The organism is Ruegeria sp. EL01, assembly GCF_900313035.1.
Classification (GTDB): domain Bacteria; phylum Pseudomonadota; class Alphaproteobacteria; order Rhodobacterales; family Rhodobacteraceae; genus Ruegeria.
This window is the reverse complement of record NZ_OMPS01000014.1, coordinates 54,929-71,370: the sequence shown is the minus strand read 5'-3', so window position 1 is coordinate 71,370 and position 16,442 is coordinate 54,929. Positions and strand designations below refer to the sequence as shown.

The following is a 16,442-nucleotide window of genomic DNA, read 5'->3' as shown; positions in this document are numbered from 1 at the left end:
TCCTATGACATTACTGAAGCGCACACCGTTGTATGATTTGCATGTTGAGTTGGGCGGTAAGCTGGTTGATTTTGCTGGTTGGGAGATGCCTGTTCAGTATCCGTTGGGGATTATGGGTGAGCATGTTCATTGTCGTGAGAAGGCGTCGGTTTTTGATGTGTCTCATATGGGTCAGGTGATCCTGCGGGGCGAGAATGTGGGCGAGAAGCTTGAGGCGCTTTGCCCTCAGGCTTATGCGACGCTGAAGCCGGGCAAGGCGCGATACGGTTTCTTTACGAACGCGGACGGCGGGATCATGGATGACCTGATCGTGTCGAATGCGGGGGATCATTACTTTGTGGTGGTGAACGCGGCGCTGCGCCATCAGGACATTTCTCATATGCAGGCTCATCTGGACGGCGTTGAGGTGATCGAGATCTTTGACCGAGCGCTTGTGGCTGTGCAGGGTCCTGCGGCGGAAAACGTTGTGGGTGCGCTCTGCCCCGCTGCGCGCGATATGAAGTTCATGGAGACCATCGTGGCCGACATCAACGGCGTTGAATGCCGGATCTCGCGGCTGGGTTATACGGGCGAGGATGGCTACGAGATCTCGATCCCCGAGGATAAGGCCATCGAGGTCACCAAAGCGTTCCTGGCGCATGAGGATTGCGAAGCAGCCGGTTTGGGCGCGCGCGACAGCCTGCGGCTGGAGGCGGGCCTGTGCCTGTATGGCAATGACATCGACCAGAGCACCTCACCGATCGAGGCCAGCCTTGGTTGGGCGATCCAGAAGCGCCGCAAGGAAGAGGGCGGCTTTCCGGGCGCGGAGCGGGTGCAAAAGGAACTGGCCGAAGGGGCCGCGCGCAAACTGGTTGGCATCAAGCCCGAAGGCCGCGCGCCCGCCCGTCAGGGCGTTGAGATCCAATGCGCGCATGGCAACACCATCGGCCAGATCACCTCGGGCGGGTTTGGCCCAACGGTCAGCGGCCCTGTTGCAATGGGCTATGTCGCGGCAGGCCATGGTGAGCCGGGCGAGAAAGTGAACCTTATCATTCGGGGCAAGTCGCAACCAGCTGAGATCGTGGCGCTGCCCTTTGTCACCCAGAATTACAAGCGTTGAAGTCAGGAGAGAGACAACATGGCAACCTATTATTCCGAAGAGCATGAATGGCTGACCGTCGAAGGAGACACCGCCACGCTGGGCATCACCAAACACGCGGCTGAACAGCTGGGCGATGTGGTGTTCGTGGAACAGCAGGAAGCAGGCGATGAGTTCGAGAAGGGCGGCGAGATCGGCGTGATCGAATCCGTCAAGGCGGCGTCTGAGCTTTACGCGCCGGTTGATGGTGAGATCGTTGAGGTGAACGAGGCGCTGGGTGACAATCCCGGTTCGCTGAACGATGATCCCGAGGGCGAGGCGTGGATCTACAAGATCAAGATTACGGATGCCGCGCAGCTGGAAGATCTGATGGATCTGGACGGCTACAAGGCCCTGATCGGCTGATCCCTGGCCGGGTCCTTACGTGGGCCCGCCGCTTCATCTTTTTGATAAATACTCCCGCCGGAGGCTCCTGCCAGGGCGGCTGGGTGAGACATTCCTTGAGGAGCGCTGCAATGGCCTTCAAACTGACCGACTACGAAGCCTATGACTTTGCCAATCGCCGCCATATCGGCCCGTCGCCTACCGAGATGCGCGACATGCTCAAGGTGATCGGCTTCAAGACGCTGGACGAGCTGATCGATGCCACCGTCCCGCCTGCGATCCGGCAGAAAGACCCGCTGGACTGGGGTCCGGCGATGACGGAACGCGATGCGCTGTTCTACATGAAAGAGGTGGCGAGCAAGAACAAGGTTCTGACCTCGCTGATCGGTCAGGGATACCACGGCACCACCACCCCGGCGCCGATCCTGCGCAACATCCTGGAAAACCCGGCCTGGTACACGGCGTATACGCCGTATCAGCCCGAGATCAGCCAGGGCCGGCTTGAGGCGTTGTTGAACTTCCAGACCATGGTCAGCGATCTGACCGGGCTGGACGTGGCCAATGCCTCGCTGCTGGACGAGGCGACTGCTGCTGCCGAAGCGATGGCGATGGCCAAGCGCGGTGGCCGCTCCAAGGCCAACAACGCGGCCTTCTTTGTCGACAAGAACTGCCACCCGCAGACCATCGCAGTGATCAAGACCCGGGCCGAGCCTTTGGGCATCGACGTGCAGGTGGCCGATCCGGACACGCTGGATGCGGGCGCGGTCTTTGGTGCGATCTTCCAGTACCCGGGCACCCATGGTCACGTGCGCGACTTCACATCGGAAATCGCGGCGCTGCATGAACATAAAGCGATTGCCATCGTGGCGGCTGACATCCTGTCGCTGGCGCTGCTGAAGTCGCCGGGTGAGATGGGCGCGGACATTGCCATCGGCTCGACCCAGCGCTTTGGGGTGCCGATGGGCTATGGTGGCCCGCACGCGGCCTATATGGCAACCACCGACAAGCTGAAGCGGTCGATGCCGGGCCGGATCATCGGGGTGTCGATCGACAGCCGTGGCAACAAGGCCTACCGCCTGTCGCTGCAGACCCGCGAACAGCATATCCGCCGCGAAAAAGCCAACTCGAACGTCTGTACCGCGCAGGCGCTGCTGGCGGTGATTGCCTCGATGTATGCCGTGTATCACGGCCCCGATGGCATCAAGGCCATCGCGCAATCGGTGCACCGCAAGACCTCGCGCCTGGCTGCCGGTCTGGAAGAGGCGGGCTTTGCCGTGGAACCAGAGGTGTTCTTCGATACCATCACGGTTGAGGTTGGCCATCTGCAGAACGTCGTCATGGAGGCCGCCGTGGCCCGCGGCGTCAACCTGCGCAAGGTGGGGGACAGCAAGGTCGGCATCAGCCTGGACGAACAGACCCGCCCCGAGACCATCGAGGCGGTCTGGGGGGCCTTCGGCATCGACCGCCAGGATGACAGTTCGAACAAGCAATACCGCCTGCCGGATTACGCCCTGCGCGAAAGCGCCTATCTGACCCACCCGATCTTCCACAAGAACCGGGCCGAGGCCGAGATCACGCGGTATATGCGCCGTCTGGCCGACCGCGATCTGGCGCTGGACCGGGCGATGATCCCGCTGGGCTCCTGCACCATGAAGCTGAACGCAACGGTCGAGATGATCCCGGTCACCTGGCCCGAGTTCGGCAATTTGCACCCGTTCTGCCCGCAAGATCAGGCGCAGGGCTATCACGAGATGATTGCGGATCTGAACGACAAGCTGTGCCAGATCACCGGCTATGACGCGATCTCCCAGCAGCCCAACTCGGGCGCGCAGGGCGAATATGCGGGTCTTCTGACCATCCGCAACTATCACGCTGCGCGGGGTGAGGCGCACCGCAATGTCTGCCTGATCCCGACCTCGGCGCATGGCACCAACCCGGCCTCGGCGCAGATGGTGGGCTATCAGGTTGTGCCGGTGAAAGCGGACGACAAGGGCAATATCGACGTCGCCGATTTCCGCGAAAAGGCCGAGAAGCACTCCGACCATCTGGCCGCCTGCATGATCACCTACCCCTCGACCCATGGCGTGTTCGAGACCACCGTGCAGGAGGTCTGCCAGATCACCCATGATCACGGCGGTCAGGTCTATATCGACGGCGCGAACATGAACGCCATGGTCGGCCTGTCGCGTCCCGGCGATATCGGCGGCGATGTCAGCCACCTGAACCTGCACAAGACCTTCTGCATTCCGCATGGCGGTGGCGGCCCCGGCATGGGTCCGATCGGCGTCAAGGCGCATCTGGAAGAACACCTGCCGGGTCACCCGGAATACGGCACCGCCGTGGGTCCGGTCTCGGCCGCACCATTTGGATCTCCGTCCATTCTGCCGGTCAGCTGGGCCTATGTGCTGCTGATGGGCGGTGCCGGTCTGACGCAGGCGACCAAAGTGGCGATCCTGAACGCCAACTACATCGCGGCGCGCCTGGCTGAGGCCTATCCGATCCTCTACACCTCGGAAACGGGTCGTGTCGCGCATGAATGCATCCTCGACACCCGACCCTTGGACGAGGCGGCGCATGTCAGTGTCGACGACGTGGCCAAGCGTCTGGTCGATTCCGGCTTTCACGCGCCAACCATGTCCTGGCCGGTGGCCGGCACCCTGATGGTCGAGCCCACGGAATCCGAACCCAAAGACGAGCTGGACCGCTTCTGCGACGCCATGCTGTCAATCCGGGCCGAAGCGCAGGACATCATCGACGGCAAGATCGACGCGGAGAACAACCCGCTGAAAAACGCCCCCCACACGGTGCGCGATCTGGTCGGCGACTGGGACCGCCCCTACACCCGCGAACAGGCCTGCTTCCCCCCGGGCTCCATGGGCGTCGACAAATACTGGTCCCCCGTCAACCGCGTCGACAACGCATATGGCGATCGAAACCTCATCTGCACATGCCCACCAATGTCAGACTACGAAGACGCCGCAGAATAATCTCACACACAAAAAACCCCCGCAATAAAGCGGGGGTTTTCCAAATGCTGTTTGTGGAGCATTGGAGTAACCCATTCCAATGCGGTGGAGGAATAATGAAACACTATGTCCTCAAAAATAATAACTCGAACGTGGTCGAGGACGAGACCACGATGTCCGAGCGAGTTCGCAACATCGATGTCATTCTTTGCGACAGCGCGGCAAAAGCGTCTGCCGAAATAATCGTCGAATTTTATCAGGCTTTGAGCAATCTGGTTTGCGATCAAACTTATGTTGTTAACCTGCGTGTCCCCGCCGAAGAACCGGCTGGCGGGCCGTTGTATTGGTCAGGGCGCACGGCAATTTTTTGGGGTGATCTTGAAAACAAATGGACACTTCTGGAATCAGAGAGGTCTTGGACCTCACAGGTTCTGAACCTGTCTTCCAGAACGGTTCTGGTTGGTGGAGCGGTGCTATTGCTTGCCCAGATTGGCAGACCGGACCAAGTGCCTGCCGCCATCCATTCCAACTTTGAAGCAGCAGCGCTGGAGCTTGGCCTTACAAACAGTGGTGCAGGAACCCACTTTGCAACGGATGGGCGCACGCATAGTGCCTCTACTCGATTGGGTGCGCTTCGTCTGATGTCGGAATTCGTGACGCAAGACCATGGGGCATATTTGGCAGATATCTTGCGCGGCTATATCGGTTTGACGGAACCTCAGCGAAATTATGAGAGCCAGCTTGCCATGCGGCTGACTCATCGTGCGGGAGGAGATCACCTGATCACGCTCGCCTTGGATACAATGTTGAACCATATCGAAGACCCACTGAGTATATCGGATCTTTCGAATTTACTTAACACGTCCACTCGCCAGCTTCAGCGCCGGTTCCAGAGCAAGACAGGCGCAAAGCTTCTGGCGACTTACCGGGAACTTCGCATCGAACGCGCGCATAGTCTTTTGCGACTTACGGATATGTCGCAGAGTGAAATTTCCGCTGCAACAGGGTTTTCATCAAATGTTTCTCTGACGCGGGCGTTTTTGGCTCATTATAAAACAAAGCCAAGAGACGTACGAAATCGACGTTTTTCAGGTGAACCGTCAAACCAATAAGACCAAAGAGTGTTTGTCCTCAAAGTCGAATTTAAGGCCCGGAGCTCTGCCCTGTCTCCAGCCCATCTGATCGGTCCGCCTCAATGATCGGGAAATCGGAAGACCATAGGCGCGACTAAGAGATCAAAGCTGAGGGGATGCCACAGGTCTGGGCATTCAAGCAGCCGATTTTCGGGCAGAAATGACAGATGTGCCCAACCCCCCTGATATGAGATCCTTCCGAAGGGTAATCCGGGTTGATTTCTTGTGCCTTGGCAGCTTTGTTCTATCCGACGCAATGGCCAGCCAGTCAGCTATTGACCATGCGGTTGCACAACGTTCACAGGGAAAGTTAACATATCCGAATGGTTTATCCAAAAAACGAATTTTCCCGACGAGACGGAGATGCCGAAAGCGGTATTGAGGTAACGCCAGAATTTGAACGCTTTTCCCAGCGTAATGATGTCTTTTCCCGCGCATTTTGGGATGGAACCGTTCGAAGCAAACAGAGCGATGGATTCTTTGCGTCCTACAGAATGGAGGCAACCCCAAGGCGTGGGGACGGTTTCACGCAGCGTGATTTTGCGCTTAGAAACGCGGCCTGGCTCATATCGGATGTAATGACAGACCGATATGCGGATCAAGGGCGTCGCGAAGGGTTTCAGGCCCCAATCAGCTATGACACACCTGTTGCCCCAGATCGGATCGACATCGACGATCCGGCGGAAATGTCCAAGGAAGTAAAGCGCGTCGCAAAGTTCTTTGGTGCTGACCTGTGCGGAATAACGGACATGGACGAAAGATGGCTTTACACCAGCCGAGTTGACACGCGCGATTTTTCAGAGTCACCAAACGACCTTCCGGAAGGAATGACATCGGTCATAGTTCTGGGTCACGAAATGGATGCTGATCTGGTCGCTACATACCCTTCAGCTTTAGCGGGCGCAGCGACAGGAAGAGAATACTCGCATGAGGCGGCCATCGTCATGCAATTGGCGGCATATATTCGGAATTTGGGCTATGAGGCGGTTGCGTCGATGAATGACTCAGGCCTTGTCATACCTTTTGCGATCAAGGCCGGGTTAGGAGAATATGCGCGAAACCAGCTTGTGATAACGCCGGAATTCGGACCGCGGTTGCGGTTTTCAAAAATCTTCACGAATTTACCCGTCACACACGATACGCCCATACCAAAAGGTGTTAGGGATTTTTGCGACATCTGCTCCAAATGCGCAGATGCCTGCCCGGTCAAGGCGTTGCCTTTTGGGCCACCCGAAGTAGGAGGCCGCAATGTTTCTGCAATCAAGGGCGTTAAAAAGTGGACCTCGGATGCAGAGAAGTGTTTTAGTTTTTGGGCAAAAACATCAACTGATTGTGCGATCTGCATGCGCGTTTGCCCGTTTAACCGTGACTTCAAGAAATGGCATCATCGCGTTTGGCTTAAATTGGCGCTGTCGCGGTTCCGCAAGTTGGCGCTGTGGCTGGATCGCAAACGCGGCGGGCGCGAGAAACCAAGCAATTGGTGGAACGGTTAGCCTGCGACTCCCAAATAGATGGTTCTGATCCAATCCGAAAAAGCGCGGATCTCGTCACGGCGTTCGGCGCCGTCGCGTTCCACCAAAAAATGAGCGGGGCGGATGGCAATTTTCTCCGCCACCGGGCATGTAACAAGACCTTTTTGAATAAACGATTGCGCAAAGCTCTCTAGTACGATGGCCATTCCGGGTCCGGCACTGATGGCCTGCAAAGCCATCAAGGATGAATCAAAACGCGTTACCTTCGTCTGCACAGGCATAGAAAGATCGAGTTGTTGAAACAGATGTGGCCAGTCGGACTCCGACCCATGAATTGTGATGATATGCTGGGCGGCGAGCTTATCGAGCGTTGGTTTGCCTTGGAAACTTGCCAGGTAGTCCGGGCGACAAACCGGGACGGCAAATTCATGACCAAGGTGTGTAATATGACCATCCGACCAATCGCCATATCCAAAACGGATATCGACGTCACTTATCCCGTCCTGAAATCTGTTTGCCCAGACGAAAGTAGACAGCTCCACTTCGATATGGGGATGACTGGCGAGAAACTCGTTCAGCCTGGGTGCGATGATCAAGGCCGCAAAAGAGATTGATGCCCGGACTTTGACGTGTTGTCGTTTCGCCCCGCCGAACAAACCGGTGGTGGCGACCTGCATATCGCTCAGGCCTTTCCGCACAGGTTGGGCGTAGGCTTTGCCCATATCCGTCAAAGCAACTCCGCGCGGCAATCTTTCAAACAACGTTGTTTTCAAATGCTTTTCAAGCAAGCGCATCTGTTGACTGACTGCTGCTGGCGTCAACCCAAGTTCAGCGGCCGCAGCAGAAAAACTACCGAGCCGAGTGGCTGCTTCGAACGTGCGAAGCCATGTTGGATGAGGTAACTCCATGAGTGCATGACCTTTAAATTATTTTAGGTCAATACCATAAAATCCATTGTTTGATTTAACAATCTCCATGTGGGAACTCTTTGCAGAACTGTCACTTGGCCAACAGCTACGCCACGGCAATTGCAGGGAGAGACATGGGTGGAGACGTACGATTTCATTGTTGTTGGGGCAGGCTCAGCAGGATGTGTTCTGGCTGATCGGCTTTCGGCGAGTGGACGTCACAAGGTTTTGCTGATCGAGGCGGGCGGCAGTGACCGCCGCTTCAGGATCAAGGTCCCGTTGGGGTATGGCAAAACCTACGATGATCCATCTTTGAACTGGTGCTACACTGCCAAGGCAGACCCTGGGCTTGCCAATCGTACCACCTTTTGGCCGCGTGGCCGGGTGATTGGCGGGTCGTCTTCGATCAATGCGATGGCCTATCTGCAAGGCCTTCCGCATGACTTCGACGATTGGGAGACCGCAGGTGCGGTAGGTTGGAACTGGCAATCCGTCAGGGCAACCTATTCCCAGCTTGAAACACAGGTAGCCCCCAGCGAAGCTGAAAAACCCAGTTTCGGGCGCGTGCATGTCAGTGACACCAGCGCGCGGATGCACCCGTTCTCCGCTCATTTTCTGCAGGCGGCCCGGCAGGCGGGTTGGCCCGTCGTTGACGATTTGAACGGGTCAAAACGAGAAGGGATTGCGCGACTGCGCAGTACTGTAAAAAACGGTCGGCGCTGGTCGGCAGCTGATGCGTTTTTGCGGCCAGCCTTGAAGCGAAACAACCTGCGCGTTGTGTCCAACGCTCTGGTAGAACGCGTTGTTTTACAAAATGGTGTTGCCACTGGTGTCGAGTACACTCAAGGCACGCAGCGCGTGCAGGCTAGGGCGGCACGCGAAGTGATTGTCAGCGCTGGCGCGATCAACTCGCCACAGCTTTTGCAGATTTCAGGGATCGGCCCGGCAGAGGTGTTGCAGCGCCACGGGATCAAAGTTCACGCCAACCTGTCGCAGGTGGGGCAGGGGCTGCAGGATCATCTGGGGATTTCCTATCAGTTTGCCGCGACCGAACCGACATTGAACAACAGTCTGGGTAATTGGCCCGGTAAAATCGCGGCAGGGCTACAGTACCTTTTGACACGGGCTGGGCCGCTCAGTGTACCGATCAATCAGGTGAGTGGCTTTGTGCGTTCCGATCAGGGTCAGCGTGCCGATTTGCAGATGTACTGCAACCCGATGTCTTACACAATGCGCGCTGATGGCAAACCTGACGTCGCATCTAAGGCAGGGTTTCTGATATGCGCGCAGCCGTGCCGCCCGACCAGCCGGGGCGAGGTTACGATCACATCAGCGGATCCAAAAGTTGGGCCAGACATCAGGCCTTATTCGCTTTCGACCAACGACGACTGCGCGCTGGCCATCGCAGCAGGCCGTGCCGCCCAAAAACTGGCAGGTACGCCAGCCATTCAATCTGTATCGCGCGACGGTCCGGATATCGCCGCTATGTCCGACAATGATTTGCTTGCGGATTTCCAGGCGCGTGCCGGTTCAGTTTACCATGCCAGTTGCACCTGCCGCATGGGCGCCTCGGAAAAATCTTCGGTTCTGGATGCGCGATTGCGGGTGCATGGCGTGGCGGGGTTGCGGGTGATTGATGCGTCGTCCTTTCCGAACGTGACATCTGGCAACACCAATGCACCTGTCATGATGCTGGCCGCGCGCGGCGCTGAAATGATCCTGCAGGATACGGCACATCCGATCCGGCAAGGCGGTGCCATATGAGACTCGAAAAGCTCGAAACCTTTGTCGTGGCAAACCCGCCGCCACGCCACGGTGGCCGGTATTTTATCTTTCTGCGCCTCACAACGGCCTGCGGCGTCACCGGCGTGGGCGAGATTTACAATGCAACCTTCGGGCCCGGTCTTTGCACGGCCATGGCACATGATGTGTTTGAACGGCAATTCGCTGGCCGGGATCCGCACCATATTGAACGCCTCTGGCGTCAGACCTATGGCGCCGGGTTTACCATGCGCCCCGACGTAACGGTGATGGGAGTGCTGAGCGGGCTTGAAATGGCTTGCTGGGACATAATCGGCAAAGCCGCGGATCAGCCGGTCTATCAGCTGTTGGGTGGTAAAGTTCATGATTGCCTTCGCAGTTACACATACCTCTACCCGGCTGACGGGGATGTTTACCCAGACCTTGATAAGCCCAATGTCTACAATGACGCGGATATCGCCGCTGAGGCGGCGGTGCGGGCTGTTGAACAAGGCTTTACCGCCGTCAAATTCGACCCCGCAGGTCCGTACACCGTCTATGATGGTCATCAGCCACGGCTTAGCGATCTGGACCTGTCCGAAGCGTTTTGCCGGCAGATCCGTAGCGCTGTGGGCGATAAGGCCGATCTTCTGTTTGGTACCCACGGTCAGTTCACGGTGTCAGGTGCCAAACGGATGGCACGACGGCTCGAGGCGTATGACCCGCTTTGGTTTGAAGAACCCATTCCGCCAGAAAACCCTGCCGATATGGCAGAAGTTGCCCGTTACACCGCCATCCCGGTTGCCGCAGGTGAAAGGCTTTGCACCAAGCATGAGTTTGCCCGCCTGCTCGAAGCTGGCGCAGCCTCAATTTTACAGATGAACCTGGGTCGGGTGGGTGGCTTGCTGGAGGCCAAGAAAATAGCATCCATGGCCGAAACGCGTCAGGTACAGATTGCACCGCATTTGTATTGCGGCCCTGTTGTGGCCGCGGCAAATATCCAGATCGCAACCTGTAGCCCGAATTTTCTAATCCTGGAATCCATCGGTCGCTTCGACGGCCCGCTTATGGACTTCCTGACCACACCCATCTCTTGGGAGGCGGGTTTTGTCCTCCCCCCCGTGTCTCCGGGGTTGGGTGTGGAGTTAAACGACGCGGTCATCGCCGCGCATCCTTACACCGGCAAAGAATTGCACCTGAACTTGGTGACAGAGCCGGTGAACCCATGATCACTCATCAACGGTGAACCCAATGGAAAACCTGAATAAACACTACATCGACGGCAGTTGGGTAGCACCCACCAACGGCAAGCGCTTCCCGATAAGGAACCCTGCGGACAACAGCGTTCTGGGTGAAGTCACTCTTGGTTCCGCTGCAGATGTCGATCAGGCCGTGGCGGCCGCCAACCGGGCCTTTGAGACATTCTCCAAAACCTCCAAGGCTGAGCGTATCGCGCTTTTGAACTGTTTACTGCAGGTCTATACCAACCGATTGGAAGAGATGGCTTGGGCGATCACCCGCGAGATGGGCGCGCCCATCGACATGTCACGTGCAATGCAAGCGGGCTGCGGCATAGACCATATCAAGTCGTTTATCGAAACACTGAAAGACCACCATGAATCCGAGACCCTGCCCAACGGCGATGTGTTGTATCGCGAACCGATCGGTGTCTGTGGGCTGATCACACCTTGGAACTGGCCGATCAGCCAGGTCGCGCAAAAGGTGCTGCCTGCTTTGGCGACCGGGGCCACCTGCGTTTTGAAGCCCTCAGAATACACGCCGCTTTCGGCCGCGCTTTTTGCGGAGTTTGTCCACGAAGCGGGTTATCCGGCAGGTGTTTTCAATTTGGTCTTCGGCGATGGTCCAGAGGTTGGATCGGCAATGTCGCACCACCCCGACGTTGCCATGATGTCCTTCACCGGTTCCACCCGGGCGGGCATACTGGTGTCAAAGGACGCGGCTGATACGGTCAAACGCGTGGCGTTGGAGCTGGGCGGAAAGTCCCCCAACCTGATCTTCGCCGACAACGGTGAAGATCTGGAGGCGCGGGTGACTGCATCGGTTGCCAATTGCTTTCATAACACGGGCCAGTCCTGCAATGCACCGACCCGTATGCTAGTCGAACGTAGGTGTTACGAAACCGTCCTTGAGATTGCGTCACGCGCCGCTGCTGATCAAAAGATCGGGGATCCTGCTGATCCCGGTGATCATATCGGACCTCTCTTCGATCAGCTGCAATATGACCGCGTTCAGGCGATGATCCAGGTCGGGCTAGATGAAGGTGCGCGGCTTTTAGCTGGTGGCCTCGGCAAACCCGATGGGTTCGAACACGGCTGGTATGCCCGCCCGACCATTTTCGCGGATGTGAACAACCAGATGCGCATCGCGCGCGAAGAGATCTTTGGCCCTGTTTTGGTCATCATTCCCTTTGAGACCGAAGAGCAAGGGATCACCATCGCCAACGATACTGTATTTGGCCTGGCCGCATTCCTTCAGACCGGAGACGCGGAGCGTGCCAACCGCGTCTGTGCCGCGTTGCGCGCAGGCACCGTTACGATCAACGGTCAGAGCACCAGCTACGGCTCGCCGTTTGGAGGTTATAAACAATCCGGAAACGGGCGCGAAGGTGGGCCGTTTGGGCTGGAAGACTACATCGAACTCAAAGTCAGAGGCGGGCTCGGGTTATCAGCCTGAGCCAAGCCGAATCCTTACATTCCCAATATCAACCCGGTCTGGCCAAAAAAGGCAGCCATTTCATCGGAGAGTGCAATGTCGCACACCACCCTCGATTTTCTTCCGGAGCCGTCTGGCCCGGACTCCGAAAACACATCCAGCCCCTGGGCGACCCATCGCGATGACGCGCCCATCGAAGGCGGTTTTGACGCCAAGTACGGCGACGTCATGTGGCAAACGCTGATTTGCGGGGACCGTATGCAATCGACGGATTTGGTCCTGGGGATTGCGCATATTCCCGCCTTCGGCAGTTTGCCGCTGCACAGTCACGACCCGGCAGAGTTCTATTTTGTCGTATCCGGATATGCAGAGGTTTCAATTGACGGCAAGATTGCAACAGTTGGGTCGGGCATGGCGATCTTCATTCCCGGCGGTGCAATACATGGCATAACGGCGGGCGCTGAGGGCATTGAGTTCATCTACGGGTTTCCGGAAAGTCGCTTTGGTGACGTGATTTACAACTTTTCTCAACAACAGGGTGTGGAACAATGAAAATAGGATTTATTGGGCTCGGGAATGTCGGCGGCAAACTGAGTGGCAGCCTGCTGCGGAACGGCTTTGATCTGACTGTGTATGATCTGAACCCCGATCTGGTTGCCGAAAAAGTTGCCAAGGGCGCAACAGCCGGCGAAAATCCGGCACAGATGATGCGTGACTGCGATGCAGTGATTACATGCCTGCCGTCGCCCGCGGCCTCTGATGCAGTCATGCAGGAGATGTTGCCTGAGATTTGCGAAAGCAAGATCTGGATGGAGATGTCCACGACTGATCAGTCCGAGGCCGAACGTCTTGGAGGTCTGGTGATTGCAGCAGGCGGGGCCGCAGTAGATTGCCCCGTTTCGGGTGGATGCCACCGGGCCGACACTGGGAACATTTCGATCTTTGCGGGCTGTGATCGCGCCACGTTCGAACGCATTCTGCCTTTGCTGACCACTTTGGGGCGTCGCGTTTTGCATACAGGTGATCTTGGATCAGCGTCGATGCTGAAAGTGCTGACGAACTATCTTGCGACCGTTCATCTGGCCGCTAGCGCCGAGGCACTGGTAACCGCCAAAGCCGCCGGAATGGACCTGAATACGACATATGAAGCGATCAAGATCTCTTCCGGCACTTCGTTCAGCCATGTCACGGAAAGCCAGGTCATTTTAAATGGTTCTCGGGATATTTCGTTTACCATGGATCTAGTCAAAAAAGACGTCGGGTTGTTCCAGGAAATAGCCGAGCGTAACAACGTGCCGTTGGAAATCTCACCGCTGATATGCAGCATCTTTGAAGACGGCATCGCTCGGTATGGTGATCGTGAATTGTCACCAAACATCATCAAGCGCCTGGAAGACGCAACCGGTCTGGATATCCGAGCACCAGGGTTCCCCGCAGAAATGACGGACGATGAACCTGAGGAGCCAGGCTATGAGGTCATCCCGACCGGTCTGAGCTAAGAGGCAGGTGTTCGCCGCGCAGAGCGCGCGGGTCAGAGGCTTTGAATGCATCCGCTGCAGCGGATGCGAAACGGATGTGGAAATCCTACTGGCTGGTGCGTCTTCACTACCTAGTTAGTACCTTCGTAGTGCAGATCCGCCAGCCACAAAGAAGCACCTCTTCTGACAGTGAACTTGAAGTCCGTCTGACCGTCACTCGATCCTGCTCGCAGAAGGGCGGCAATCGTGTCTTGTCCATCGATGCTTTCATCTGTCGGAAAATAGGCTGTCAGCTGGTCATTTGGTTTCAGAGTCGTACCCGGGCCCACATCATCTGGGATATGAACCACGCTCGTAACCCATTTGCCGTTTTCGGCATATTGGGCTTGAAAGATAACACCATTCGACAAGATCGTGTCTTGTACAACACCCAGGGTAACTTCCCGCACGTCGACACCGTCTCGTGAGTTAGAAAGCCCCAAGGTTACACCCAAGGTGCCTTCCTGCGAAGGGGTAGCCCCTGATTGCAGCAGAACTGTACTAATGGCATTTAGGTCATTGATTTCGATCCCGTTGACCGAGTCAATACGTAGCCCCGCGTGAACCCATGCCGGGGCCTCGGTGGTTACATACTCCACGGTATCGGGATTATCCGCTGACGCCACGAAAGGCAGAAGAACCTTCCATTCCGATTCTACCGAGGTTGGTTCTAAATCCACAGTGGATTGAGTGGCAGTATCAACTTCAGTCTCGACATTCGCCTGAGCTATGTTTTCTGCTTCCACTTTGGCGGCCGTTTCAGCCTCGGCTTGTACGCGGGCTTCTGCCTCTGCCGCCGCCTTTGCGACCGCTTCGACCTCAGCCTGAGCACGGGCTTGCGCCTCTGCAGCTGCTTTAGACGCGGCCTCCACTTCGGCCTGTGCGCGGGCTTGTGCCTCGACCGCCGCTTTGGCGGCCGCTTCTACTTCGGCCTGGGCCCGGGCTTCTGCCTCGACTGCCGCATTGGCCCGGGCTTCAGCCTCGGCCTGGGCCACCGCCTGAGTGGCTGCTTCAGCTTCGGCCTGGGCACGGGCTTCCGCCTCGCTTGCCGCTTTGGCGCGGGCTTCTGCTTCGGCTTGGGTCGCCGCCTGGGCAGCAGCTTCGGCCTCTGCGCGCGCCGTGGTCTCTGCCTGCGCGCGGGCTTCGGCTTGGGCCAGACGCGCTTCGGCTTCTGCGGCACGCGCGGTGGCATCTGCTATTGCTTCTGCCGCCGCCGCTGCTTCGACCTCTGCTTGGGCACGGGCTTCGGCTTCGGCAGCCAAAACGTCCTCTTGCGTTACCCGTGGTTCGGGGGATGACGAAAACACTCCGCTGGCCAGAACCCCGGCTATTGCACCGACAACTCCAAGAGCAAGCAGCCCGCCGACTATTGCAACACGTTTGCTCCCCCCGGAAGAAGAAACCGCGACTTTAACATCCTGCTCTACCGCCGGCGGTTCAGCCAAGTGGTCTATCGCCTCAAGCCACTCATCAGCTGTTTGAAAGCGGTCCTTTGGCATGGCCGACATGGCCTTGTCGAGCGCCTCGAGAAAGACGTCATCATATTTGTCAAAGCGCCCCTGAAGGAGTTTGCAGGGATCCGGCCTCCGCTCGGCAATAGCAGAGACCCGAGTCTGGCTATCTGGTGCACGCTCGCCGGTGATCACATGATAGAATGATGCCGCCAAGGCATAGAGATCGCTAAATGGTCCCTGCACGCCGTCAGTGACGTAGAATTCCTGTGGTGAATAGCCGTCCTTGACCGCGCGCAAGGCGGACAGAACGCGGTGTGTTTTTCTGCTCTGCTCACGTGCGGCACCGAAATCAATCAAGACAGGTATCTTGTCTGGCCCGATCAGGATGTTGTCAGGCGATATATCCCGATGCAGCATCCCCTGCTTGTGCATATACGCCACCGCATCCAGAATTTGCCGGAGGATGGACATGACATCGGCCTCGTCCAGTTGCGCTTCGGTGTCCTCGATTGCGTCTAAAAGATCCGGGCCTTCGATGAAATCTAGTGCCATATAGGCAGTGTCGTTGTCCTCAAAGACCTGATGTACGCCAACGATATTGGGGTGATCCATACTTGCCAGGCGCTGCGCTTCCTGGATGAAGTGGCGCACAATCTGGCGAAGATCATCTTTGTGCTTTTGGACACGGGCCTGCACCAAGACGTTCTCTCGGCGCGCGAACATGGCTGGAAAACACTCTTTGATCACAACCTTGCGGTTGAGGCTGTCAGAAGCCAGATAGGTGATACCGAAGCCGCCACTGTTCAGATAGCGATCAATCTTGTACTGACCATGCAACAGCTGGGTGCCTGCAGGGAGGTCGTCAGCAGAAGAGGCTCCGGTCGTTTGCCCCGTATCTTGATGACCAGTCGTTACTAGTTTCATTACGTTGCCCATGCCTCGTCCCGTCCGTTTTCATCCTTCATCGCATCAGGAATTACTTGAATTCCGATCACAAAAAAGTTTCACCGTTAAACACAATCTCTAAGCGTATCTGTTCAAATCATGATTTCCAGAAGACGCTCTGTTCGATCCAAGTTGGTCAGCGCAGGGACGTCAGGACATACAAACGTTTAGC

At 57.1% G+C, this 16,442-nt stretch carries 12 protein-coding genes and 1 pseudogene; 10 read left to right on the top strand and 3 right to left on the bottom strand.

Annotated elements, in window-relative coordinates:
• Positions 1-4 precede the first annotated feature (4 nt).
• From gcvT to D9K61_RS07885, 5 genes are all read left to right on the top strand, one after another.
• Entirely contained in the window at positions 5-1,099 is a 1,095-nt protein-coding gene (gene gcvT / locus D9K61_RS07905) for a glycine cleavage system aminomethyltransferase GcvT (protein WP_120632709.1), read from the top strand.
• Between the two features lie 18 nt (positions 1,100-1,117).
• Positions 1,118-1,483 (top strand): glycine cleavage system protein GcvH, encoded by a 366-nt coding sequence (gene gcvH / locus D9K61_RS07900; protein WP_120632708.1) that lies wholly within the window; start codon positions 1,118-1,120, stop codon positions 1,481-1,483.
• Positions 1,484-1,593: 110 nt separating this feature from the next.
• On the top strand, positions 1,594-4,449 hold the full coding sequence (gene gcvP / locus D9K61_RS07895; protein ID WP_120632707.1) for an aminomethyl-transferring glycine dehydrogenase: 2,856 nt from the start codon (positions 1,594-1,596) through the stop codon (positions 4,447-4,449).
• Entirely contained in the window at positions 4,410-5,540 is a 1,131-nt protein-coding gene (locus D9K61_RS07890) for a helix-turn-helix domain-containing protein (RefSeq protein ID WP_120632706.1), read from the top strand. Before gcvP ends, D9K61_RS07890 begins: the two co-directional genes overlap by 40 nt.
• 344 nt (positions 5,541-5,884) lie before the next feature.
• Positions 5,885-7,054, top strand: coding sequence for a reductive dehalogenase (locus tag D9K61_RS07885; protein ID WP_120632705.1), 1,170 nt, complete (start codon positions 5,885-5,887; stop codon positions 7,052-7,054).
• On the opposite strand, the gene D9K61_RS07880 is transcribed toward D9K61_RS07885, so the two are convergent.
• The gene (locus D9K61_RS07880) at positions 7,051-7,710 is read right to left on the bottom strand and encodes a LysR substrate-binding domain-containing protein (RefSeq protein ID WP_254055722.1); all 660 of its coding nucleotides are present in this window, start codon (positions 7,708-7,710) and stop codon (positions 7,051-7,053) included. The genes D9K61_RS07885 and D9K61_RS07880 overlap by 4 nt on opposite strands.
• A gap of 51 nt (positions 7,711-7,761) precedes the next feature.
• Positions 7,762-7,941 (bottom strand): annotated as a pseudogene (locus tag D9K61_RS27475) (LysR family transcriptional regulator); the annotation flags it as partial.
• Between the two features lie 138 nt (positions 7,942-8,079).
• Here D9K61_RS27475 and D9K61_RS07875 point away from each other — a divergent pair.
• The 5 genes from D9K61_RS07875 (at position 8,080) to D9K61_RS07855 (ending at position 13,853) form a co-directional block, all read left to right on the top strand.
• A complete protein-coding gene (locus D9K61_RS07875) occupies positions 8,080-9,705 on the top strand; it encodes a GMC family oxidoreductase (protein WP_120632703.1) in 1,626 nt (541 codons plus the stop codon).
• Complete coding sequence (locus D9K61_RS07870; RefSeq protein WP_120632702.1) at positions 9,702-10,910, top strand: mandelate racemase/muconate lactonizing enzyme family protein; 1,209 nt, start codon at positions 9,702-9,704, stop codon at positions 10,908-10,910. Before D9K61_RS07875 ends, D9K61_RS07870 begins: the two co-directional genes overlap by 4 nt.
• A gap of 22 nt (positions 10,911-10,932) precedes the next feature.
• Complete coding sequence (locus D9K61_RS07865; RefSeq protein WP_120632701.1) at positions 10,933-12,375, top strand: aldehyde dehydrogenase family protein; 1,443 nt, start codon at positions 10,933-10,935, stop codon at positions 12,373-12,375.
• A gap of 75 nt (positions 12,376-12,450) precedes the next feature.
• Positions 12,451-12,906: a cupin domain-containing protein gene (locus D9K61_RS07860; RefSeq protein WP_120632700.1), complete on the top strand. Its 456-nt coding sequence runs from the start codon at positions 12,451-12,453 to the stop codon at positions 12,904-12,906.
• Entirely contained in the window at positions 12,903-13,853 is a 951-nt protein-coding gene (locus D9K61_RS07855; RefSeq protein WP_120632699.1) for an NAD(P)-dependent oxidoreductase, read from the top strand. The genes D9K61_RS07860 and D9K61_RS07855 overlap by 4 nt, the downstream gene beginning before the upstream one ends.
• A gap of 110 nt (positions 13,854-13,963) precedes the next feature.
• Here D9K61_RS07855 and D9K61_RS27285 read toward each other — a convergent pair whose 3' ends face one another.
• Positions 13,964-16,249, bottom strand: coding sequence for a serine/threonine-protein kinase (locus D9K61_RS27285; RefSeq protein ID WP_216825769.1), 2,286 nt, complete (start codon positions 16,247-16,249; stop codon positions 13,964-13,966).
• Positions 16,250-16,442 lie beyond the last annotated feature (193 nt).

Excerpts from the sequence above, each read along its gene's own strand:
- gcvT (WP_120632709.1), top strand. The coding sequence starts at position 5 with ATGACATTACTGAAGCGCACACCGTTGTATGATTTGCATGTTGAGTTG.
- gcvH (WP_120632708.1), top strand. The coding sequence starts at position 1,118 with ATGGCAACCTATTATTCCGAAGAGCATGAATGGCTGACCGTCGAAGGA.
- gcvP (WP_120632707.1), top strand. The coding sequence starts at position 1,594 with ATGGCCTTCAAACTGACCGACTACGAAGCCTATGACTTTGCCAATCGC.
- D9K61_RS07890 (WP_120632706.1), top strand. The coding sequence starts at position 4,410 with ATGCCCACCAATGTCAGACTACGAAGACGCCGCAGAATAATCTCACAC.
- D9K61_RS07885 (WP_120632705.1), top strand. The coding sequence starts at position 5,885 with ATGGTTTATCCAAAAAACGAATTTTCCCGACGAGACGGAGATGCCGAA.
- D9K61_RS07880 (WP_254055722.1), bottom strand. The coding sequence starts at position 7,710 with ATGCAGGTCGCCACCACCGGTTTGTTCGGCGGGGCGAAACGACAACAC.
- D9K61_RS07870 (WP_120632702.1), top strand. The coding sequence starts at position 9,702 with ATGAGACTCGAAAAGCTCGAAACCTTTGTCGTGGCAAACCCGCCGCCA.
- D9K61_RS07865 (WP_120632701.1), top strand. The coding sequence starts at position 10,933 with ATGGAAAACCTGAATAAACACTACATCGACGGCAGTTGGGTAGCACCC.
- D9K61_RS07860 (WP_120632700.1), top strand. The coding sequence starts at position 12,451 with ATGTCGCACACCACCCTCGATTTTCTTCCGGAGCCGTCTGGCCCGGAC.
- D9K61_RS07855 (WP_120632699.1), top strand. The coding sequence starts at position 12,903 with ATGAAAATAGGATTTATTGGGCTCGGGAATGTCGGCGGCAAACTGAGT.
- D9K61_RS27285 (WP_216825769.1), bottom strand. The coding sequence starts at position 16,249 with ATGAAACTAGTAACGACTGGTCATCAAGATACGGGGCAAACGACCGGA.